Origin of the sequence: Edaphobacter sp. 4G125 (assembly GCF_014274685.1) — a bacterium.
GTDB lineage: Bacteria > Acidobacteriota > Terriglobia > Terriglobales > Acidobacteriaceae > Edaphobacter.
The window spans coordinates 1,898,719-1,920,037 of the sequence record NZ_CP060393.1 but is presented as its reverse complement, the minus strand read 5'-3'; the positions used below and the strand labels follow the sequence as shown (position 1 = coordinate 1,920,037).

Sequence of the window (21,319 nt, the reverse complement as noted above, 5' to 3'; positions counted from 1 at the left end):
CATCTTGCTCATCTATTGGAGGTATACCTTCATGTTAAGACCGCTCGCTGTCTTTGCCTTGGCTGCTGCTTTTATTGCACCCACGGCACTTCACGCCGATTCAATTACAGGAACAGTCTCCGCTTTTGGGGATGACACCTTTACTTCCTCTACGATCCAATTTTTTGATGGATTCGTAGCGGGAGGACCTGGAGCAAATACTGGAACATTCGGTTTGTATTTGACGAATGGAAATCCAATTAATTTTTTGAGCGGTGTTCTTCCCTACACCCAGGGCCAAAACATGGTGCCGCCGGCAATCAGTCCGGTCCAACTTTTTACTATTACGGAAAACGGAGAAACCTTCGCGTTCCATATGACAGACTATAACGCTGAGTACATCAGCAATGTGACCGGTTGCCTCAATGCCACATGTCTCGATGCAACAGGCAATGGCTTTTTTACAGCTACGGGCGTCGTAGATTACGATCCAACTCCCGGCAGCTTCACCTTTACTACTCAACTCGTCAACGGGCAGACTTCAACAACATTCTCCGCATCTGCTTCTGCCGTTCCCGAGCCTTCGACCCTGGCATTGCTAGGAAGCGGAGTTCTTGGACTGGCAGGGCTGATCCGTCGTCGCGCAAACGCAATGCACACATAACAACAGCTTTCATAAAGGCAGATTCATCCCTCCATCTTTGGCTTCCATTGTGGGCTGAAGAGGAGGGATTTTTTTGCAGCTAGGAGCGCGGGCCTTTCGAGTCTTTAGGGCGAGGATAGAAGGCTTCGACGATGGTCGAGATACCACCGCGCGGACGGAAGTCGCCAACGACCCTGGCCCAGACGGGATCGGTCGCCTTAACAACATCGTTGAGAACCTGGTTGACGATGTTCTCCTGAAAAATGCCGAGGTTGCGATAGGTAAAGAGATATTCCTTAAGTGACTTGAGCTCCATGCAGCGCTTGTTGGGCATGTAGCGTATGGTGAGGCGACCGAAGTCGGGCAGACCGGTCTTGGGGCAAACCGAGGTAAACTCCGGGTCGTCGATGAGGATCTCGTAGGCCGGGAATTGATTGGGCCAGGTTTCGATCTCAGGAAATTTTGTATCCAGGCCGGAAGCGGCGTGATCGTCAGTGTAGCCGGTGGTCTTCTTCGATTTGTCCTTCTTGGGCATAGCTCTATTTTAGCGATATTTCATAAAGAGGGTGTTCAATGAACATCCAAGAGAGGTCAGGATGAGCGAGAAGATTCCGGCAGACGATTTGACGAGAGCATTGGTGATAAGGGACGTCGAGGACGCCTTACACCTGGGATTAGTTGGGGATACATACACAGTTCTATTGAATGGCGAAGACACGGCCGGACGTTACTGCCTGATCGATATGCATGTTCCTCCTGGGGGCGGGCCTCCTCCCCATCGTCACGATTTCGAGGAGACGTTCACCTTACTGGAGGGGGAGTTGGAGTTTACGTTTCGCGGAAAGAAGATGACGGCGAAGGCGGGGGAGACAGTGCATGTTCCTGCGAATGCTCCGCACCAGTTTCATAACGGATCGAAGAGCGTTGCGCGGATGCTTTGCATTTGTGCTCCGGCCGGACAGGAACGATTCTTCGAGGAGGTGGGAGTCCAGGTTGCTACGCGAACCCAGGCTCCGCCGAAGCTGGATGGCCCAGCCATGGAAGAACTCGGGAAGAAAGTGTTTGGGCTGGCTCCGAAATACAAGACGGAGTTGTTGTAACCGACTCTGAAATTTGCGCCTCTTGGATAGAACATCTGAGAACCGAGTTTGACTACACACGGAGTGTTGCGTCGAGAGAGAAGATTCCTATCGTTAAAGAAGTAATCGCAGCGAAAAGAATCTGCATGACGCATCAGACGATTTATCCCTCGATTCTTTACGCTGGCACTCCGGTGGTGCTGGCTGTGTCGCGCAATGAAGGCAGTACGCCGAATGTCACCCCAATCTCTTCGGCATGGTGGCTGGAGTGGAATTGCGTGTTGGGGTTTGACACGCATTCGAAGTACAGAACCGAGTTTTGAAGGTGCCCTAGGTTGGTTTATTTCCGAAAACGGCAAGAATGTGGATGCAAAAAATAAAGCTTCCTATTGGAGCGGCTGAGGCATAAGATTTCGCTCGGCAAATATGGAGGCTCGTATGTTGAAGCCTTTTTTCTGCTGTACGCTACTTCTCGCATCGTCGCCACAACAACCCACTCCTGGGCCGTCGCCGACAGTTATTCCCGCTGAAGCGGTGCGCATGGTGAATCCGGTCAAGACGACACCAGAGTCGTTGGCTCACGCCAAGAAGCTTTACGGGTACGATTGTGCCCTTTGTCATGGAACAATCGGCGATGGGAAGGGTGATGCCGTCGCCGACATGAAGCTTCAGATGAAGGACTACACCAATCCAGCTACTCTCAAAGACATGACGGATGGAGAGCTGTTCTACATCATCAGGAACGGTAAAGGCCAAATGCCAGCCGAAGAGATCGCGCGCGCAAAGGATGATGATGTGTGGAACCTGGTTGTGCTGGTGCGATCGTTTTCCAAAAAGTGAACACGAACATCTTCAACTTCACATCTCAGAATGGGTTATTGCATCTTCGCAACTCGATCAATAGCCTAGCCGTTGCCGATATGAACGCTCGGAGCTAGCCGCGATCTGTATTGGCGCAATCGTCAACTTCCGGCTTTGAGCCTAATCCCTGCGGCCTAGGGTCGGACGATCGTCGGAGTTTGAAGGATTATTGGGGTTGTTTGGATCGTTATTCGTCGTACCCGTGCGGCGTAACGTCGGTTTGTTGCCATCTTTCTTATCGTTGAGCTTGCGCTTGTTTTCGATGCGGGCAAGACGAGCCTTGACGTCATCGAACTCGCTGGTGGAGACAATGTAGTCCGGCCGCGGCGGCATAATGGTCGCAATTTCTTCCTCGGAACGATTGATACGGTCCGGCGTCTGCGGGTGATCGGAGAAGACCTTGGAGAGAGTGCCGGGTTTATGTTTCTCGAGGGCGGCGATCTTCTCGAAGAACTGGATGAACGCCTGGGGGTCGTATCCCGCCTTGTACATGTACTGAAGGCCCAGCCAGTCGGCCTCCGCCTCGTCGACACGTGAGAACTTGAGGAAGGTAATAGGAATAGCAAGCTGCGTTGCTTCGTATATGCCATAACCAGTCCAGGATCCCGAGGTGAAGATGATCAGCGGGATCGAGCCGATCTGGGCGTAGTTCATCTTGGTCATCTGGCGAGCAGCATGGTGAGCGCAAACGTGAGCAGTTTCGTGCGCCATGACGCCGGCAAGCTCAGCCTCTTCATCGGCTGCGAGAATCAGGCCGGAATTGACATAGAAGAATCCTCCCGGCAACGCCATAGCGTTGATCTCGTCGGAGTCGATGACCTTGATGGTGAAGGGCACTTTGCAGTCAGAGTTCTTGACGATGTTCTGGCCAACGCGATTGACGTACTCGTTGACGACGGGGTCGGTGACCATGTGGGCCGACTTTTCGATCTCCATCGAGTACATCTTGCCGTTACGGATCTCCCAGTCGGTGGAGTACCAGTTGCCAAGGCCGCGACCGCCGATGTTGCGGGTTCCGATGGCGTTGACGTCATCTTCACTGCCTGCCTTGATGTGCGGATCAAGGGCTTCCCCAGGAGAAGGGATGGAGTCAGCCTTTTTGCTGGCTTCTTCTTTGGCAGCCTTCTGTTCCTCCGGAGTAGCCGTAGGCGCTCCAGGAACAGGTTTGGAGCTTCCCGGGGGAGGCGCTGGGGTGGAAGAAGGCGTCTGTGAACTGGTCTGCGCGTAGGAGACCGTGCAGAGCACGAGAAGGGCGGCCAGACTGAGATGTACGGGACGCATAGGAAAGTCTCCTGGCGAGCTGCTTTCCAGGGAAGACACAACTCGGCCACAACTACTTAGACGTAGTATGCTCCTGAAAAGTCGTGGTAGACAAATGGGAGAAGCGCTGGTTTTGAATCCAGCCCCTCATGGCTTCAATGATGTACCTAGAAGATGAGCGAGCAATGTGCTGCGATTGCGGCAGTAATACCATCAGTGCTCGCATAGGCGACAGTGCGGGAGCCACGAGTAATATCGCCTGCAGCAAAAATTCATCGGCCAAAATATTGAAAGTAGCCCAGTTAAATGCTGAAGGCCCTCGAAAACCGAGGGCCTTCAAGGTAAAGAAAAGTATCCGATTAGGAGTGAAGCAGTTTACGGCGAACAAAACCAGCAGCTCCAATGATCCCTGTTCCCAAAAGCGCCAAGGACGAGGGCTCCGGAACGGGAGAAGTGGAGGTCGGAGGATTGCTGATACCAGACATTCCAGTCTTTCCGTCCGCATTCATAATGTCCGCAGCAAAGTAGTAGCCAGCGCTGTTCGCAACAAAGTCGCTATAGTTGATTCCAGAAGCATTGAAAAGCGTGAAGACGAGCGGGCCAGGATTGTGTGCGTTGGCTCCGTTGCCAGGGTTGGTGATGTAGTAGTCGAACGTCCCTAAGCTAGGCCCATTGGAGTTCACAGGGTTCGGAGAGAAACTGGAAAGAGTCCAGGGAGCGTTAATCGATGTCACCGAAACGGCCGGATCGCCAGCAAGATTGAAGGCAAACCCAGGATGGTTTCCTCCCCCTGAATTGACAAAATATTGCGCTCCCCCAGTAAGAGAAACCGTAACCTGCATATGGGTAGAGTCCACCTGTAAAAGGTCAACGTTGAAGCAGCAGTAACCGGCCTGGGAACCGACAAAAAGTGAGTCAGCCTTCGCGACAGGCACCAGAAGAGCTGCTGCAGCGAGAGCCATGGCAAATCGTGATAGAGCCTTGATGATCATGGCAGTCCTTTCTAAATATCTCTGTGAAGAGATGGAACAACCTACCCTATAGCATTTGGGTGGCCATTTCCAAAACGGCAAAAAAACCTAAAAATATCGAGTTTTCTAAATCAGACTGGGGGATCCCCAAGGACTTCCGAATAAATAGGAAAAACTTTTCACACGAATTTCCCTTGGATTTCCCTACATTTACCTTCCTGCTTACCAGCTGGAATAGCTGGTCCCGTCAGAACCGACCTCCTGAGCGCCGGAATGGACATCGTTGATTCCGGAATCAGTCTGATCAAGGCTCTGGAAGGTATCATCCTGGGCAGGGACCCAGGTATCGGTGCGATGGGTGAAGGGGTCGACTGGCATAGATTTGATGTAGCCAGCCTGCACCAGATCTTCAAGGGACTGGGGGGCCTTCTGCTTGTCGATCGTGTAGGAATCGATGGCAGAGCGCAGGGTGCGAAGGTCTTCGCGCAGGACCGCCTCGCGGGCATGGCGAACGCTCTGGATATACATTGGAACAGCGATCGCGGCAAGCAAACCGATAATGGTCATCACGATGACCAGCTCGATGAGCGTGAAGCCGCGAGATCTCTCCACCACGCCGCTTTGCGGATTCGGCCTGAGCGACAACCAGGAACGACGAATTGGTGAATTGGCTACCATGTGGAATATTTTGTACCGTCAAGGGCGGTTCCCTGCCCCTTCGAATAGACGTCGAAGACATTCTGGCCCCCGAAGGAATCAGAGTCGGGGTCGTCCTGATTCGACCGCATCCCCCATTCTGTGTTTCCTGTCATTGGGTCGACGGGAATACGACGGAGGAAACGAACCTTCTTTCCCTGAACTTCGACTCCATCGACCAGTGTCTGAAGATCGGGAGGATAGCCTAAAGAATCGGCCTTGACCTGAAAGGCGCCTTTATCCGCAGCATCCTTATAACGGTCGATCGCGGCCCGCATCTCCCAGAGGTCGCGACGCAGTTCACGTTCTTTTTCGCGGCGAACCTGAAAACGCGCGATGGGAATTGCCGCCGTCGCCAGGATGGAAAGAATCGCGACGACGATAATAAGCTCCACGAGAGTCAACCCGGCTTCGGGATTTGAGAGATTTGCACCCCGCGGATCCTTCGCTTCGACTACGCTCAGGGCAGGCCCCTGCGTCATTCCTCTGCGATGACTTCGCTCAAGATGTCCCCTTCTAAGGTCATGGAACGATAGAGGGAGAAAAGCAATCGAGTTGTGCAACACACTCACTTCACATGCACCACAGATTGTGAGCCGACCGCAGGCAGATTGGCCTGGGAGCTGTTCCGCGCACCTACCTTGACCAGCGCGAGATTGGAATCTCCCGCCGCTACGGCCTTGAAAGTCAGCGTGGCAACACTTCCCTGTCCGCTGACTCCCTGAACATTGGGCGGACGCGAGGTAGAAATGGTCACCAGGCCGTTGCCCTCATCTCGATGGACGATAGAGACAGGCTGGCCGTCACGTCCCAGAAGACTTCCGGCGTCTACATTCACCAACTGCAGAACGGCGGGATTGAACTGAATCTGCAGAGGCACAGCATAGAGGTCATTCGCACCGGATGCGTTGACGGAGACCTGGAAGGTACTTCCAACTGCCTGGTTTCCTGCAGGAGGCGCGACGGAGAGGCTGATCGGCTGACCAGCGGCTGGTGTCTGCTGCGGAGCGGTACTCGCAGGAGGCGTCGTGGATCCCGGAGGAGGCGGAGTCGGAGGTTGTGCCTGTTGCATCAACTGTTGCACAGCCGCAGAAGCAGCGTTGGCCGCCGTAGTCGGTTGACCGATCTGCTGGGGCCGAGCCGGGCCGACAAATTCATCCTGCGCCGAAAGCGTGGGATCCTGTCGCAGCTCAAACGAGTTGCTGGTACCAGTATCGATCGCACGGCGGTTGAGACGGGTCAGGACGGATTCACGAACGATGTGCGGAATGAGAACAAAGACAATCTCGTTCTGTTTTGTCTCTCGAGAGTTTGACGCGAAGAAGTATTTGAAGAGCGGGAGCTCGCTAAGGCCGGGGGTTCCGCTGAGGCCACGGTCCTCTTCTTTGCTGACCAGGCCAGCGAGGATGCTGGGTTCGCCTTCTTTGAGCTGGATAGTCTGTTCGACAACATTCTGACCAATAATAGGCTCGGTCACGCCCGAGATGGTCACGGACCCCTGCTGGGAGGAGACCTCCATGTGCATCTTGAGGGTGACCTGGCGGTCGTAATGAACCGTCGGAGTCATGTCGATATTGACGCCAACGTCAAGATAGGTGAACTGAGTCTGAACGCCGATGCTGGCAACACCCGTAGCTACGCCCGCGTTGTACGAACCAGTGGCAATGGGAATCTTCTGGCCAATCTTGAGTGAAGCCTTCTGCCCATCGGTAGCGCGGATGCGAGGATTCTGCAGGATGCGGGTGTCGCTGTCTGTCAGAAGAGCATCCAAGGTCCCGGCAGGAATTGTGACACCGAAGTTCGTGGCATTCATATTGCCCAGCGTGTTGAGCGTGAAGCTATTCGGCGTAGTGCTTCCACTACTACTGGAGGACGAGCTGCTACTGGAGGTGCTGGGCGAAGCCTGCGGAGTAATGGTGATGGACTGTGGCAGGGTGATGCCGAGCTTCCGTAATTTGTCGCGATTCACCTGGAGGATTGCTACGTCGACGGTGACCTCAGGCCGGGCGCGGTCAAGATCGTTCATCAGCTTCTGGGCAAGCAACAGCTGATCGGGCGTAGCACGCACCACGATTGCATTCTGGCTGGGGACAAGAGTGACTTTGGAGCTTTGGTCGAGAAGATTGCGTAGCGCCGTGAGGACTTCGTTGGCATCAGCCTGCTGGCTGGCATTGGTGAGATAGAAGGTCTGGACGGCAAGGTCGTCGAGGTCGCGGCGCTTGGTGGGATTGTTCTGCGCGACAAAGATGGTGTTCGATGTCACCGGCTTATAGAAAGTCCCAGAGACAGTTCCTACGATGCGAAGCGCATCTGCGAGGCTGACGTTCACCAGGTCAACTGGAATACGTTTAGAGGTATAGTCAGGGTCGAAGATGACGTTGAGGCCGGCAAGTTTGCCGATGGCCTGATAGACGTTGCGGACATCTTCCACCATATGGAGCGTGATGGGATCGTTCGAGACAGGCCTGAGCGTGATCGGTCCCGCAATGGTCGCCAGATCGGAGGTCTCAGGGAGACTAGCCTGTGGATTCTGGAGCGGTGCAGCCGAAAGCTGCACTGCAATTTCCTTTTTAACCTGGTCGAGTTCCTGCTGGGCGGTCTGATTGCCTCCATCAATAGCAATCGCGCGAGTGAACTCGTTGTAGGCCCCTTGAAGGTCGCCATTCTGACGGAGGACGCGCCCGCGGTCAACGTGCGATACGGCCGCTTGGAAACGCATCAACTCGAAGTGGGCCCGATAGCGCATGTCCTTCGGGCTTTTGATCATGGCCTGGCGATAGTCTTCGTAGGCGGCGTCGTAGTCATGGCGAGCTTCGGCGTCCTGGCCCCGTTTATCTAATGTCTTGGCGGACTGCGCATGGGCCACCGAGGCGCTGAAGAGAACAGTCAAGAAGAGAGCGGGAAGCGCCTGAGCGGCGCGCGAGGCGATCCAGAGATGAGAAAAATTCTTACCGCGACCCATTCTACGTTCGTCTGCGTCCTTTACACCGAAAAGAGTGAGGCGTCTGCCGGAGTACACGCCTGCCCCTGGATCTCCACCGGGGAGGACGCTGCCTGTGGGGGCGTTGCCTGCCAGGCTGTTGCGCTCGGGTGAGTATAGCATTCGCGACTACGCTTTCCTTCTTCTCTGGCCGGAAACCCAGCGCCCGGGATTTTCTACAGACCGGTACAGCGAGAAGAGGAATCGGGAGAAACAGGCCAGAGCTTTACAGCTTAGACGATACAAGACGATGGAAGTGAGACAAGATCCTGCTGCTTAACAGCATGTAAAATAAGAGATTCATGTCTCGTTCCCTCTCCAATCCGACTGCGGCTTACCAGCCGAAGACTACGGGAACCAAGCCGAAGGACCGCGACCCTGTCGCCTCCGGTCAGCGGGATGCCGCCGTCAACCGAACAGCGAGTCATAACTACTTCCTGACCGATCGATTTGAAGCTGGGGTTTCCCTGCGAGGGACCGAGGTGAAATCCATCCGTGAAGGCAAAGCCAACCTGCGGGACGCCTACGGCCTTTTGAAAGATGGCGAATGCTTTCTGCTGAACGCGCATATCGGGCATTTCAGCCATGGCAATACGATGAACCACGAAGAGCTGCGCACCCGGAAGCTGCTGCTGCACAAAGAGGAACTGCGCAAGTTGGAAGCCCTGACCCGGCAGAAAGGCTATACGCTGATTCCGACGCGGCTTTATTTTCGTAATGGACGCGTAAAGTGCGAATTGGCTCTCGCTAAGGGGAAGCAGGATTGGGACAAACGCGAGACGGAACGTCGTCGCGAAGCCGATCGTGAGGCCAGGGCCGCCATGGCTCGTGGGCAGCGCAGGTAATTCTGCCAGCACATGTAGCCTTTCTTCCTGCGATTTCATATTTTTCCCTCAGTGTTTCTAAACTTCTGTAGCCAAAAGGCATGGCGGCTCGGGTTAGGATGTTGCCATGGACATAAAGCTGGTATTTCAGGACGCAGCAGGATTGGCGACTCCCCTCCTCGCGGTACTGGCCGTTGATATCGCTATCGGGAAGGATGCAGAACCGCTGATCGCTCTGCTGACAACCTCGAGCGCGATTACTAATGCAGCAGCGGCAGTGATCGCCTCCGGAGAGTTTAAGAGCGGCTTGGGCGATCAGCTGCTGCTTCATAAACCGAACGGATTGAAGGCTGAGCGGCTGTTGATCGTAGGCCTGGGCAAAGCAAAAAACCTATCGGTGGATGAGGTCCGCAAAGGGGCCGGAGCGGCAATTCGGGCGGCCAAACCTCGCGGCGTTCGGCAGATGGCGATTGCCTTTCCAGAGGACCACGCTCTCTCAGACGAACATCTGGACAACCTCCCCTGCACGTTATTGTGTCGCGCGCTCGTTGAAGGAGCCGTGATTAGCGAACGGGATTGGGACACCTATAAGAGCGACAGGAAGGACTCGTCTCTGGAGAACCTCACTGTGGTTTCACCGACGACGGAAGAGTCCACCACAAAAGAGATTCAGCTGGGATTTGAAGAGGGGCGCATCGTCGGTGAGGCACAGAATTTTGCTCGCGTCCTGGTCAACGAGCCGAGCAATGTCCTGACTCCTACAGAATTGGGCAAACGCGCTAAGGCGATGTGTACCGAAATGGGTCTGAAGTGTGAGGTCTACTCCACAGCCAAGTTGGAAGATCTGAAGATGGGCGCTTTTATGGCTGTGGCGAAGGGATCGGCTCAACCACCCGCGTTAGTGGTAATGACCTATGAGCCAAAAGGAGAGAAAGGAAACACTCCACAAAGCGGCGGCCCAGTCATCGGGCTGGTGGGGAAAGGGATCACCTTCGATACTGGCGGCATCTCGCTAAAGCCAGCCGACGGTATGGAAAAGATGAAGTACGACATGGCCGGAGCAGCGGCAATGATCGGCGCCATGCGGGCTATCGCGCAGCTAAAGCCTGCCGTAAAGGTCATAGGGATCCTCTGTTCTGCGGAGAATATGCCGAGCGGCACGGCCTACAAGCCGGGCGATATCGTTACGGCGATGTCCGGCAAGACGATCGAGATTATGAACACAGACGCGGAAGGGCGCCTGGTATTGGCCGATGGTCTGCACTATGCCAAGACGCTGGGTTGCACGCATCTGATCAACGCGGCCACCCTGACGGGAGCCTGCGTGGTGGCTCTGGGGATGATCAACGCCGGAGTGTTCTCAAATAACGAGGACGCTTATGAGCGATTCGAACGCTCTCTTCGAGTCTCAGGAGAAAAATTCTGGCGACTTCCCTGCACCGACGATTACAAAGACCAGATCAAGAGTCAGATCGCGGACATCATGAATACGGGCGGATCGCGTTGGGGCGGAGCCATCTCCGCAGCAATGTTCCTCAAGGAGTTCGCTGAGGATACTCCGTGGGTCCACCTGGACATTGCAGGATGCGCCTGGAACGAAGAGGTCAAGCCTTGGCATCCCAAAGGACCGAGCGGTATTGCTGTCCGCTCGATTCTTGAGTGGGTCCGGACGTATTCAGCTTAGAACGAAAAAACAACCGCGAATTTTGTGGATTAACACGGATAAGAGCGACCTACAAATGCTTTTTATCCGTGTCGATCTGCGGGATCCACGGTCGGTCAACCTGCAAGGGTTTTTATCCGCTGTACTCCCTGAGTAAATTGATCTGCAGAAGCGATCAAGCTGATAACGATTCGTTCTGTCTCGGCCATACCGTAGAAAGCGCCGGGATGAACGATGACTCCCTCTCGTTCCAGCAGGTCCTCCGCGCCGACACCAATACGGGGAAGGCGAAGGACGGTGCTCCAACCAGCATCGGTATGCAGGGCTTCGAGGCCGGAGGCTTTGATCACAGCCAGATTTGCTGTTGCTCGCAGAAGAATCTGCTGCTGAATCGCTCCCCGTCCCTGGAGCCAGCGAGGTAGAGCAAACTGTGCGGGAGCATTCATGGATAGGAAGGTATCGGCGATCACTTCGAGCCGAGCCAGAGCGGGCTTTCGATCCTGTTCCGGTCCGAAAGCCGCGATCCAGCCGACTTTCATCTGAGGCAGGCCAGCAATCTTGCTCATTCCGCTGAGCACGAAGGTGAGTACAGGATGGGGACCGCGAGCGAAGGACTCAAGGCGAACCGTATCGAGCGGATAATCGAGAAAGACTTCGTCGACAATCAAGGCAAGTTGATGGCGCAGGCATATCTCTTCGAGCCGCTGGCGCTCTTCCAGGCTTGTCCCCTGACCAGTGGGATTGTTGGGATTCACCAACACAATAGCCCTCGTGCGCGAGGTAACCCTGCGCTCAAGCTCCGCAAAGTCGATCCACCAGCCGTAGTCGTAGAAGAGCGGATAAGGGCGAAGGCGCACATCTTCGAGATCGGCGAGAAAGTCGAAGAGTGGATAGCTTGGCTGAGCGACAAGTACCTCATCTCCCGCATCACAGAGCAGACGAAAGAGATAGCCATAGCCTTCGCTGGTGCTGGTCGTCAGAACCAAACTATCTGGATCGGCTTCCGCTTTATGGTCTGCGTAATAGCTCGTCACAGCTTCACGAGCGCGAAGCATTCCGCGGGGGTCAGGATCATAAAGGAGCGCGCGAGGGTCACTGAGTGGAGCCAGGATCGCCTCAGCATCATAATCAAACCCACATGTAGTGGGGTTGGAGACGGTGAGATCGATCAGATCGCGCCCTTGGGAACGGACACGGCGAATAGATTCGGCGAAGGCGCTTTCGGCAAGATCCCATCCGGTTCGGGATGAAAAACGTTGACTCACTCTTCAATGCTAATGGCATCGTCATATGGCTTCCCTACAATATGAAGATGACCCCTATTCAAGCAGTTCTCTTTGACTACGGCATGGTTCTTTCCACTTCTCCTGATCCCGCAGCCTGGCAACGGATGAAGGACATCTCCGGATTCGATGAGAAGACTTTTCACCAGGGCTACTGGGCCTTTCGGCACGCATACGATCGTAATGATCTAAATGGACTGACCTATTGGGCAGAGGTTGCCAAATCTGGCGGAACGGCTTTTACGCCGGAGCAGGTCCAGGAACTGATGGCTGCAGACATCGATCTGTGGACGCGTCTGAATATGCCAATGGTTGAGTGGGCGCAGCAATTGCAGCGTGCAGGCATGCGTACGGGCATCCTGTCGAATATCGGGGACGCCATGACCGAAGGGCTTTTAAAGAAGTTCGAATGGCTCGGCGGCTTCAACCACTGTATCTGGTCGTATCAACTCAACATGGCAAAGCCAGAGGAAGGAATCTACAGGGCAGCCGTCAAAGGACTGGAAACGCCAGCAGGCAACATCCTTTTTCTCGACGATAAGGCCGAAAATATTGAGGCTGCTCGCGCAGTTGGGTTGCAGGCGATTCAGTACAGCGACCATGATGCGTTCGAGCGAGAGATGGAAGAGCGCGGGTTCGCTACGCTCTTGAAACCGTAAGCAGTCGCAGGCAAAGTCAAGTAGCCGCTCCTTGTTATCTCACCGCGCTGGAAAGAGACACCGGGATCTGATCCACAATTTCGATTCCAAATCCTTGTAATGCAGGGACGTGAGTAGGCCGGTTGGTCAGCAGCCGAATTTTGTGAATTCCCAGGTCGGAAAGAATCTGTCCACCGAGTCCGACCTGGCGCAGGATTCGCTGCGCACGATCGTCTCCGTGCTCTCTGTGCCTCAGATCGCGATGGAAGGTCACGCGATTTGGAGCGGCGCTGCGATCAATTCCAAAGCCAGCACTGCCGTTGTGGAGATAGACCAGTGCACCCCGCCCAGCCTCAGCGATCATGCGAAGCGAGTTCTCGACAACAGCTCGGCAGTCACAGAGGCTTGCCCCGAAAACATCCCCTGCAAGACAATGCGTGTGAACGCGAACCATGACGGGTTCGTCGCTATTGTTATCGCCCCCCACATCGCCGTAGACCAGCGCGACATGCGACTCGCCACCATCGACCTCGCTCTCGTAGGCGATAAAACGAAAATCTCCATACGGAGTCGGCATCAGGGATTCAGCAACACGATGGATGTAGCGTTCGTTCTGAAGCCGATAGCGGATGAGATCGGCAACCGTGACCATCTTCAGACCATGTTGCTCGCAGAACTTCACCAGATCGGGCACACGAGCCATGGTGCCGTCGTCATTCATGATCTCGCAGATCACGCCAGCAGGAACCAGACCGGCCATCCGTGCGAGGTCTACGGACGCTTCCGTCTGACCAGCACGAACGAGAACACCCCCCTTACGCGCACGCAAGGGAAAAACGTGGCCAGGACGAGCGAGGTCCTGGGAGGTTGATTTGGGATCGATGGCAACACAGATGGTATGCGCACGATCCGCTGCGGAGATGCCCGTCGACACTCCCTCACGGGCTTCGATGCTCTCGGTAAAGGCTGTGCCGAAGCGTGAGGTGTTCTCCTGGGTCATCGGCCCCAATCGAAGATAGTCGGCTCGCTCTTCGGTGAGGGTCAGGCAGATCAGTCCGCGGCCGTATTTCGCCATGAAGTTGATGGCCTCGGGCGTGACAAACTCTGCCGCCAGCGTGAGGTCGCCTTCGTTCTCGCGGTCCTCATCATCGACGACGACCACCATCTTTCCTGCACGGAACTCCGCAACGGCTTCTCTGACATCGGCAAACATCGTCGCCTCCCTGAATTTAGGCCTTTCGTTTCTTTCGACTCTTCTCATCATACTTTCGACGCAAAAAGAGAACGCCACCCGAAAGGGGTGGCGTTCTTTACTCTACGGAACTCTCGTACTACAGGGTCGACTCAATCTCAAAGCCCCAGGCTTCCAGAAGTGCCTCAGGGATGTACTTCGAGTTTTTGTTCCGACGCGCCCATTCGCGCAGCCGGGTCGACCGGATGTACTGGTCGGGGGTCAGCTTGAACTCTTTTACGACCTGCTCAAACGATGTGACCGTTGGGACGACAGGGCCGATCGGTTCCGGCTTGCCCCAATTCGGATTTCCACGACGCTTTGCCATTATGCAAGTACCTCTTCCTATGTGTTGTGCCTAGGCTTTTCCTTCACAGAAGACCGCAAGGAGAAGAGAACACAAAGCTATTTTATGTCAAATTTCCCAATAAAATCAAGGGTTTTCGGCTATTCCGAGGGCTTCTCCGAACCAGCCGCAACCCCTTTGACTGCCTCAGTTATGGAGCGCTCCGGCATAGAATTTTGCGAGGTCGCCTTTCATCTGCCGCAGAGCGTCGACGTTCAAATAAACCATGTGTCCGGCCGGGTAATAACCGAATTCCACGTTCCCAATCAGCTTCGAAGGAAGCTCCATATGGCTCAGGTCATATTCCGTGGCAAAGAAAGGGGTTGCCAGATCGAAATAACCATTGGCCGAGAAGACCTTCAGCTTCGGATTCTTTCGCATGGCATCCGCCAGATCAAGCGCTGTATCCGGGTTGGATTGCTCATTTCGCCCCTGAACTGGAGCACGATGCTTGAAATCCCAGGCCTGATTCACCCCAGGCGCCGAAGTATAGTAGGGTTCCTGGCTCATGTACTTCAATTCACGCTGGATATAGTCATGGAAGGCCCCAACATAGGTTCCGCTGATACCGCTCTCAGAAGGATCGTATCCGGGTGTTTCGCCAGCTTCATCCGGATCCCAGCCCATGAAGCGGGCATCGTACCGCCCCAAAGTACGCTCATCATCGCGCAGAAGCTCTTTGCGAAACCGCGAGGCAGAGATACGCAGTCGGGCATTTTTGACGTACTCCTCCTTGAGTCCCGTAAAGGCAGCAACGCGGGCTGCAATGGCATTGAATTCGGCCTGGGGAAGACGATCTCCCTGGGCAAGCGCCTGAGCGTATGGACCACGGGCAAACTCACGGGCCTGCTGGACCCAGTCGGCCATACTGCCGGTCGCCTTCACCTTCTTGAAGTAATAACCAATCGCAGCGAATGAGGGGAAATATCCAATAGATTCAGTATCATATCCTGGATTTCTAATGTTGTAGTTGAGAATCGAAGACAGCAGAACGACTCCATTGAACGGGACTCCATCGTTCTGTAAGGCAGAGACAAGTCCTGCCGAGCGAGTCGTTCCATAAGACTCGCCAAAGAGGAACTTCGGAGAACTCCAGCGTTGATTCACCGTGATGTAGCGCTCAATGAATTTGCGGAAGGCTTGGATGTCCTGGTCGGTCCCAGCAAAGTCTTTGACGGTTCCCTTTCCTACGGCGCGGGAAAATCCAGCCAAAGGAGCATCGATAAAGACGAGATCGCTTTTGTCGAGCAGACTGTACTCGTTCTGCACCCAGTTGAAGGGAGCAGGACTGCTGGCCTCAGGACTCTGGGTGATCACCCGTATGGGGCCAAAAGAACCCATATGCAGCCAGATGGTCGCTGCACCGGGGCCGCCGTTATAGAAAAAGGTGACCGGACGCGATTTGGCGTCAACCCCGTCCTGGGTATAGGCCACATAGAAGATGCTACCGTTGGGGTGGTCATGTTCGTCGCGAATAAGAAGGTTGCCGGCTGTTGCCGTGTAGTGAATCACCTGACCGCCCAGAGTAATATCGTGCTTGGTAACAGAGTTGGTCTCCGGCGGCACCGGGATCCCGACGTCTTCCTTCTTCTCCTCCTGGTTTTTAGGCTTCTCGGGTACCTGGGCCAGCACTTTCCCAGATACCGATACGGCCAGGACCATCACCGCTGCCAGACGCAATCTCTTCCAGGCATTGAGGCTCAAATGGAGGCTCCTTCTCTTCCGTCGCTGTCTTTCTGAATGCGTCCATCATACCTTCAGTCCGAGCTATGACAAGCCACGCAAGAGCGGTTCAGACGGCAGTATCAAGGCGAAAAGACTCTTTGTAGGGCTCCACGGGATACCCCTTCTGCTTCCAAGCATCCAGTCCACCATAGAGCAGCTTCACGCGCCGGAGTCCGAGCGCGAGTCCGCGTTGAATGATCTCGCGACTGGTCTTGTCGCCTGGACAGGTGCAGTACACCACAACATCGCGATCCTGCGGAATCAGGGCAGGATTCGACATAACATCTTTCGGAGCCAGACGGACCGCTCCTGGAATCTTCTCCGAGTAGGCCAGTAGATCGAGCGGCTGACGCACATCGAAGAGCAGGACTCGAGGCTCCGGGAGTAGCAGATCATGAAGAGTCTGAGCGTCAATGCTATGACCATCGAGTTCGCGTAACCGACTAGATCGGATACGCCAAATCACTAAGCCAATCGCTGCAAGCACAATGACCACCGTTACCGAAACTACGGTCGCGTAGAGCACTTGATCCTCCTTCCCACATTCCTTGGGCTATAGGTTCAGATTCCAATCAGGTGCAATGGGATTCTACCGGAACGATAGAGAACAGGCTGCGCCTCCTCCTCTCCCAAATAAACCGGGACTCTGAGTTCAGGAAAGCCCAAAACTCAAAATCCCGTCGATGAAAGGAAGGGTATTCGGCCAGTTATTTAGTCAGGCTGGGTGCAGAACGAAGCGAAACCGGCGCAGCACCTGTACTGACGCCGTCCTGTGATGCCTGGTAGGAAATGATGGTCTTCAGGGTCTCATAGGGCACGTTCGAAGTGAGCGGAAGCATGCGACCATTGATGGCCAGCATCGGAGTCTGATCGACACCGAGATCCTGGGCCAGCTTGGTGGAGGCGTCAACTTCCTTTTTCGTGTCGGCGCTGGCAGCACAGGCATCGATCGCATTGGGATCAAGTCCAGCTTTGGTCACCGCGTCTTTGAGGGTCTGATCGCCTGTATCGGAGGTCAAGGCTGTCTGCTTTGCAAAGACTTCTGTGGCAAATGGGAAGAAAGCACCGTTCTTCTGCTTCTCAACGCAATAGCCATAAGCAGCCGCTTTGAAAGCATAGGGATGGATCTCGGTCAGGGGAAAGCTCTGGAAAACCACGCGCGCATTCGGGAAGTCCTGCACGATGCGATCCATGGTAGCCTGGGCGGCCGCGCAGTGCGGACACTGCAGGTCAGCAAACTCTACCAGCAAAAGATCTTTGCTGGCAGCCCCGCGATAGGCTCCGTCGGCCCGTTCCTGGAGGGTCTTACGCGCATCTGCAAAAGGAGTCGCCCCAAAGGGAATGACCGCAGTGGCATCGGCAATGGCATGTTTGCCATCCGGCATAACAAAAAAGGCTGCCGAAGCAACCTTGGCATTTGGCTTTTTATCTGTGACGTAAACCACGACCTTGCTCACTCCAGGAGCCTGGGTGGTCTGAATCGCTTCTACGCGCCAGATGCGATCTGGATCGTATCCCCATAGAGCCTTAAGAAAAGAGTCCACTGTTTCCACAGTAGGAGTAGAGGCCGTGAAGTATTTGAGATTGACCGGAGGAAATGGGTCAGGATGACTGGAGGGATCAAGGGACTGAAGCTGCAACGGTTGCTTGGCCGCCGGTTTGGCCTGTGATGCTCCCGCAGGTGCAGGAGAAGATTGCTGGGCAGGTGCCTGAGCCGAGACAAATTGGGCTGCACAGACGAACGATGCCAATACGAATGACAGGGGGTATGCTCTCTTCAATTCAAAACCTTCCTTCGGGGTCGGCCGGTAGGCCGCGCTGTATTCGATATTAAACCTGAACCTTGACAGCAATGGGAAATCTACGCCCTGTGCCAAAGGACTTTTGGGTAACTTTGAGGACGGGCGCTGCCTGTTGACGTTTGTACTCACTCTGTTCCACGAGTTTCAGAACCGACCGCACGAGAGCAGGATCGATCCCTTGCTTTTTGGCGATCTGTTCGGCAGAAAGAAAACGCTCGACATAGGCCTCGAGAATGGGATCGAGGACCTCGTAGGGCGGAAGAGAGTCCGTATCCTTCTGGTCGGGCCTCAGCTCGGCTGATGGTGGCTTCTCAATCGTGTTGCGGGGAATCACCTCTCGCTCTCGATTAGCATAGCGCGAGAGCTGGTAGACGCGGGTTTTATAAACATCGCCGATAACAGCAAGTGCACCCACCATATCGCCATATAGGGTGCAGTATCCCACTGACATCTCGCTCTTGTTTCCCGTCGTAAGAACAAGCGCGCCAAATTTATTGGAGAGCGCCATCAACAAAGTTCCACGAATGCGGGATTGCAAGTTCTCTTCCGCAAGGCCGAACGAAGTTCCGGCAAAGAGAGGCTCAAGCGTCTTCTGAAACTGCGCAAAGACATCGTGAATCGGAAGTAGCTCGAAACGGATCCCCAGATTCCGGGCCAGATAACGGGCATCTTCGATCGAACCAAGTGAGGAGTACTCGCTCGGCATCCCGATGCCAACGACGTTTTCAGCGCCAAGAGCTTCCACCGCAATCGCAGCCACCAGCGCCGAATCAATCCCTCCACTAAGCCCGATGAGAGCCTTGCTGAATCCGCATTTGCGGATGTAATCGCGAGTGCCCAGCACAAGCGCCTGCCAGACCTCAGCGATCTCATCGCAACCAAGAGGAGCAGCGGCTGAAGTATGAGGAACATTCACCACAACGAGGTCTTCAGCAAAACAGGCTCCGCGAGCAACGACAGTGCCTGTTGGATCCAGAACCAACGAAGAACCGTCAAAGACAAGGCCGTCGTTACCCCCCACCTGGTTCACCATCACCACAAAAGCATTGTGCCGAGCCGCAATCGCCGCAAGCATTTTCTGTCGTACTGCCGGCTTGCCCTGGTTGAACGGAGAAGCTGAGATATTCACGATTAGGCGAGGATAGCGGTCAAGTTGCTCTGCCTCCGTCTGCCACTGCTGCATTAGCGCATCCACAGGATCAACGGGGTAAAGCTGACGAGGCCAGAAGTCCTTATCGTTCCATGCATCCTCGCAGATGGTGATCGCCAGGGGCTGGCCGTTCAAGGACACGAGAGACTGCGAGGTGGCCGGTTCAAAATATCGCTGCTCATCAAAGACGTCGTAGAAGGGCAGAAGCATCTTCTGCTGAACAAAAGTGGCCCGACCTTCCGCAAGTAAAACCGCAACGTTGCGGACTCGTTTTCCGATGGCCGAATCAACCGCCATCACCGAGCCGACGAGAAGAGCAGGACGCCCTGGTGCAGAAGTCCATGCTGCAAGCTCTTCAGCGGCCTGAGCCGCCCGATCGACAAAAGCCTTCTTTTCGAGAAAATCGGCGGGAGGATATCCGCAGATCGCCAGTTCAGGAAAGATGACGAACTCGGCTTGCTGTTCTGCAGCCCGAGCAGCAAATTCAAGGATCTTTTTTGTATTTCCAGTGAAATCGCCTACCGTGGGATTGATCTGCGCCAGAGCTATCTTCACGGCTCTAGTCTACCGCTTCCCTCACCGGAACGCAGGGTCTCTGTGACTAGCTCCCAGTTCCGGCGAAGACAACCCCGATGGTACGAGCAAGAATCTTCATATCGAGCCAGAGACTCCAGTTTTCGACATAGGCAGTATCAAGCGAGATATAGCTGTCGAACGACGGATCCTGTCGGGCTTCCACCTGCCATAGCCCCGTAATACCGGGCAGAACGTCAAGGCGACGCAGGTGCTCGATATCGTACTGCTCCACTTCGCGAGCGATCGGAGGACGAGGGCCGACGAGGCTCATATCACCATGCAGAACATTGAAGAACTGGGGCAACTCGTCGAGAGAATACTTCCGCATAATCCGGCCGACACGCGTAATCCGCGGATCGTTGGCAATCTTGAAGAGCACGCTGTCGCGCTCATTCATATGAGCCAACTCCTCTTTGAGTTTGTCCGCGTCCTGCACCATCGTGCGGAACTTGTAGCAAGAGAAGTCGCGGCCCTTGCGACCAACTCGATGTGCTCGATAGAAGATCGATCCCTTGGAGTCAAGACGGATCGCGACCGCAATCGCCAGCATCAAGGGAGAAAGAGCGATGAGGGCAACCGAAGAGAGCGTAATATCAAGCGCCCGCTTTAGCAGGAAGGCGCCCAGCGGAAAATCGCGGCGATGGAGCGGAATGGTCGGAAACTGACCGATATACTCCACAGGAGCGTTCCAGGCCAAGCCATCGTAGAGGTCCGGAACTACCCGAACATCGATACCGGCAAGACGTGCCTCTTCCACCATATTGATGACGAGCTTTTTGTCTCCAGGAACGGAGAAGAAGATCTCATCGACAAAAAGTGAACGCGCTAGTGAAAGGCAGTTGCGTACATCGCCCACAACATCGGTACTGCCAAGTTCCGCCTCGCGTTCCGTCAGAGCAATAAATCCTTTGAAGCGGTACCCAAGGTGCTGGAGCGATTCCAAATGATTGCGCAAAGCCTGTCCGACTCGCCCTGCTCCAACGATCAGCACATTGCGCGTTTCAATCCCAGCGAGACTGCGGCGATAGAAGCTGCGTCGTTCCCATGTACGTCGTGCGCAAAGCAAGAGGGTCGTCAAAAAGATCGTCAGCATGACGACCGTGCGGGAGACAGCGCTGCCATTGGATATATAGAGCGTTCCGCAAAGGATAAGACCGGCAGTCAGCGAAGCCTGAATCGTCATACGCTGTTCATGCAGTCCGCCGCGGGTTTGAACGGGACCGTAAAGTCCGTAGGAACGCGAAAAGAAGATCAGGCAGAGCGCATACCACAAGACATATAGCAACAGAACATGCGGCGTTGTATTGAAGAGCTGCGGAATAAGAAAAAGAGTCGTGATCCCTGCTGGCAGTACCCCATGAATCCGGAGCGAAGCGATGCCTGCAACCAAAACCGTAAAAAGATCCAGGGAGGCCCAGATTAGACTTGTGACTGAGGGACGACGAAATATGCCGGTAGCAGAACCAGCCCGATTGCCCTGGGCAACTGATTTTCGTCCTGAGACAATGACCTGCTGCAAATAGTCTGGAGTCGCCATAGCTTATGCCTCATAACCAGGTTTCCCAGGCGATAAAAGAAAAAGTTGGATTAGGACGGCTTGCAGGACTTACGT

General features: G+C 54.8%; 21 protein-coding genes. 7 read left to right on the top strand and 14 right to left on the bottom strand.

What is annotated here, in order from left to right:
* The first annotated feature begins 31 nt into the window (after positions 1–31).
* Positions 32–643 carry a PEP-CTERM sorting domain-containing protein gene (locus H7846_RS08005; protein ID WP_255460938.1) on the top strand — a complete coding sequence of 204 codons (612 nt, stop codon included), beginning with the start codon at positions 32–34 and terminating at the stop codon, positions 641–643.
* A gap of 79 nt (positions 644–722) precedes the next feature.
* On the opposite strand, the gene queF is transcribed toward H7846_RS08005, so the two are convergent.
* The gene (gene queF / locus H7846_RS08000; RefSeq protein ID WP_186695928.1) at positions 723–1,157 is read right to left on the bottom strand and encodes a preQ(1) synthase; all 435 of its coding nucleotides are present in this window, start codon (positions 1,155–1,157) and stop codon (positions 723–725) included.
* A gap of 61 nt (positions 1,158–1,218) precedes the next feature.
* Here queF and H7846_RS07995 point away from each other — a divergent pair, with 61 nt between their 5' ends.
* The 3 genes from H7846_RS07995 to H7846_RS07985 all read left to right on the top strand — a co-directional run bounded on the left by H7846_RS07995 (position 1,219) and on the right by H7846_RS07985 (position 2,541).
* Complete coding sequence (locus tag H7846_RS07995) at positions 1,219–1,722, top strand: cupin domain-containing protein (protein WP_186695927.1); 504 nt, start codon at positions 1,219–1,221, stop codon at positions 1,720–1,722.
* 125 nt (positions 1,723–1,847) lie between these two features.
* A complete protein-coding gene (locus tag H7846_RS07990) occupies positions 1,848–2,024 on the top strand; it encodes a hypothetical protein (RefSeq protein ID WP_186695926.1) in 177 nt (58 codons plus the stop codon).
* Between the two features lie 115 nt (positions 2,025–2,139).
* Positions 2,140–2,541 carry a c-type cytochrome gene (locus tag H7846_RS07985; protein ID WP_186695925.1) on the top strand — a complete coding sequence of 134 codons (402 nt, stop codon included), beginning with the start codon at positions 2,140–2,142 and terminating at the stop codon, positions 2,539–2,541.
* Between the two features lie 141 nt (positions 2,542–2,682).
* On the opposite strand, the gene H7846_RS07980 is transcribed toward H7846_RS07985, so the two are convergent.
* The 5 genes from H7846_RS07980 to H7846_RS07960 all read right to left on the bottom strand — a co-directional run bounded on the left by H7846_RS07980 (position 2,683) and on the right by H7846_RS07960 (position 8,592).
* A complete protein-coding gene (locus H7846_RS07980) occupies positions 2,683–3,843 on the bottom strand; it encodes a M48 family metallopeptidase (protein WP_186695924.1) in 1,161 nt (386 codons plus the stop codon).
* A 338-nt stretch (positions 3,844–4,181) separates the two neighbouring features.
* Complete coding sequence (locus tag H7846_RS07975) at positions 4,182–4,814, bottom strand: PEP-CTERM sorting domain-containing protein (RefSeq protein ID WP_186695923.1); 633 nt, start codon at positions 4,812–4,814, stop codon at positions 4,182–4,184.
* Positions 4,815–5,015: 201 nt separating this feature from the next.
* On the bottom strand, positions 5,016–5,471 hold the full coding sequence (locus tag H7846_RS07970; RefSeq protein WP_304487888.1) for a type II secretion system protein: 456 nt from the start codon (positions 5,469–5,471) through the stop codon (positions 5,016–5,018).
* A complete protein-coding gene (locus H7846_RS07965; protein ID WP_186695922.1) occupies positions 5,465–5,971 on the bottom strand; it encodes a type II secretion system protein in 507 nt (168 codons plus the stop codon). The genes H7846_RS07970 and H7846_RS07965 overlap by 7 nt, the downstream gene beginning before the upstream one ends.
* A gap of 86 nt (positions 5,972–6,057) precedes the next feature.
* Positions 6,058–8,592, bottom strand: a complete 2,535-nt coding sequence (locus H7846_RS07960) for a cohesin domain-containing protein (protein WP_186695921.1) — start codon at positions 8,590–8,592, stop codon at positions 6,058–6,060.
* A 179-nt stretch (positions 8,593–8,771) separates the two neighbouring features.
* Between H7846_RS07960 and smpB the strand changes: the two genes are divergently transcribed.
* Positions 8,772–9,314: an SsrA-binding protein SmpB gene (gene smpB, locus H7846_RS07955; RefSeq protein WP_186695920.1), complete on the top strand. Its 543-nt coding sequence runs from the start codon at positions 8,772–8,774 to the stop codon at positions 9,312–9,314.
* A gap of 106 nt (positions 9,315–9,420) precedes the next feature.
* A complete protein-coding gene (locus H7846_RS07950; RefSeq protein WP_186695919.1) occupies positions 9,421–10,977 on the top strand; it encodes a leucyl aminopeptidase in 1,557 nt (518 codons plus the stop codon).
* Positions 10,978–11,072: 95 nt separating this feature from the next.
* Here H7846_RS07950 and H7846_RS07945 read toward each other — a convergent pair whose 3' ends face one another.
* The gene (locus H7846_RS07945) at positions 11,073–12,221 is read right to left on the bottom strand and encodes a pyridoxal phosphate-dependent aminotransferase (protein ID WP_186695918.1); all 1,149 of its coding nucleotides are present in this window, start codon (positions 12,219–12,221) and stop codon (positions 11,073–11,075) included.
* Between H7846_RS07945 and H7846_RS07940 the strand changes: the two genes are divergently transcribed.
* Entirely contained in the window at positions 12,203–12,898 is a 696-nt protein-coding gene (locus H7846_RS07940) for an HAD family hydrolase (protein WP_255460937.1), read from the top strand. The genes H7846_RS07945 and H7846_RS07940 overlap by 19 nt on opposite strands.
* Positions 12,899–12,932: 34 nt before the next feature.
* Here H7846_RS07940 and ribB read toward each other — a convergent pair whose 3' ends face one another.
* The 7 genes from ribB to H7846_RS07905 all read right to left on the bottom strand — a co-directional run bounded on the left by ribB (position 12,933) and on the right by H7846_RS07905 (position 21,244).
* Entirely contained in the window at positions 12,933–14,090 is a 1,158-nt protein-coding gene (gene ribB / locus H7846_RS07935) for a 3,4-dihydroxy-2-butanone-4-phosphate synthase (RefSeq protein ID WP_186695917.1), read from the bottom strand.
* Positions 14,091–14,208: 118 nt separating this feature from the next.
* Positions 14,209–14,436 (bottom strand): hypothetical protein, encoded by a 228-nt coding sequence (locus tag H7846_RS07930; RefSeq protein ID WP_020713518.1) that lies wholly within the window; start codon positions 14,434–14,436, stop codon positions 14,209–14,211.
* 165 nt (positions 14,437–14,601) lie between these two features.
* Positions 14,602–16,158: a S10 family peptidase gene (locus H7846_RS07925; protein WP_255460936.1), complete on the bottom strand. Its 1,557-nt coding sequence runs from the start codon at positions 16,156–16,158 to the stop codon at positions 14,602–14,604.
* Positions 16,159–16,246: 88 nt separating this feature from the next.
* Positions 16,247–16,705, bottom strand: a complete 459-nt coding sequence (locus tag H7846_RS07920) for a rhodanese-like domain-containing protein (protein WP_255460935.1) — start codon at positions 16,703–16,705, stop codon at positions 16,247–16,249.
* 181 nt (positions 16,706–16,886) lie between these two features.
* A complete protein-coding gene (locus tag H7846_RS07915) occupies positions 16,887–17,960 on the bottom strand; it encodes a DsbA family protein (RefSeq protein ID WP_255460934.1) in 1,074 nt (357 codons plus the stop codon).
* A 49-nt stretch (positions 17,961–18,009) separates the two neighbouring features.
* A complete protein-coding gene (locus H7846_RS07910; RefSeq protein ID WP_186695916.1) occupies positions 18,010–19,686 on the bottom strand; it encodes an NAD+ synthase in 1,677 nt (558 codons plus the stop codon).
* Positions 19,687–19,732: 46 nt separating this feature from the next.
* Positions 19,733–21,244 carry a sugar transferase gene (locus H7846_RS07905; RefSeq protein ID WP_186695915.1) on the bottom strand — a complete coding sequence of 504 codons (1,512 nt, stop codon included), beginning with the start codon at positions 21,242–21,244 and terminating at the stop codon, positions 19,733–19,735.
* Positions 21,245–21,319: the final 75 nt, after the last annotated feature.

Bases quoted from the DNA above. Each gene is read 5' to 3' on its own strand.
- H7846_RS08005 (WP_255460938.1), top strand. From the start codon at position 32: ATGTTAAGACCGCTCGCTGTCTTTGCCTTGGCTGCTGCTTTTATTGCA.
- queF (WP_186695928.1), bottom strand. From the start codon at position 1,157: ATGCCCAAGAAGGACAAATCGAAGAAGACCACCGGCTACACTGACGAT.
- H7846_RS07995 (WP_186695927.1), top strand. From the start codon at position 1,219: ATGAGCGAGAAGATTCCGGCAGACGATTTGACGAGAGCATTGGTGATA.
- H7846_RS07990 (WP_186695926.1), top strand. From the start codon at position 1,848: ATGACGCATCAGACGATTTATCCCTCGATTCTTTACGCTGGCACTCCG.
- H7846_RS07985 (WP_186695925.1), top strand. From the start codon at position 2,140: ATGTTGAAGCCTTTTTTCTGCTGTACGCTACTTCTCGCATCGTCGCCA.
- H7846_RS07980 (WP_186695924.1), bottom strand. From the start codon at position 3,843: ATGCGTCCCGTACATCTCAGTCTGGCCGCCCTTCTCGTGCTCTGCACG.
- H7846_RS07975 (WP_186695923.1), bottom strand. From the start codon at position 4,814: ATGATCATCAAGGCTCTATCACGATTTGCCATGGCTCTCGCTGCAGCA.
- H7846_RS07970 (WP_304487888.1), bottom strand. From the start codon at position 5,471: ATGGTAGCCAATTCACCAATTCGTCGTTCCTGGTTGTCGCTCAGGCCG.
- H7846_RS07965 (WP_186695922.1), bottom strand. From the start codon at position 5,971: ATGACGCAGGGGCCTGCCCTGAGCGTAGTCGAAGCGAAGGATCCGCGG.
- H7846_RS07960 (WP_186695921.1), bottom strand. From the start codon at position 8,592: ATGCTATACTCACCCGAGCGCAACAGCCTGGCAGGCAACGCCCCCACA.
- smpB (WP_186695920.1), top strand. From the start codon at position 8,772: ATGTCTCGTTCCCTCTCCAATCCGACTGCGGCTTACCAGCCGAAGACT.
- H7846_RS07950 (WP_186695919.1), top strand. From the start codon at position 9,421: ATGGACATAAAGCTGGTATTTCAGGACGCAGCAGGATTGGCGACTCCC.
- H7846_RS07940 (WP_255460937.1), top strand. From the start codon at position 12,203: ATGAAAAACGTTGACTCACTCTTCAATGCTAATGGCATCGTCATATGG.
- ribB (WP_186695917.1), bottom strand. From the start codon at position 14,090: ATGTTTGCCGATGTCAGAGAAGCCGTTGCGGAGTTCCGTGCAGGAAAG.
- H7846_RS07930 (WP_020713518.1), bottom strand. From the start codon at position 14,436: ATGGCAAAGCGTCGTGGAAATCCGAATTGGGGCAAGCCGGAACCGATC.
- H7846_RS07905 (WP_186695915.1), bottom strand. From the start codon at position 21,244: ATGGCGACTCCAGACTATTTGCAGCAGGTCATTGTCTCAGGACGAAAA.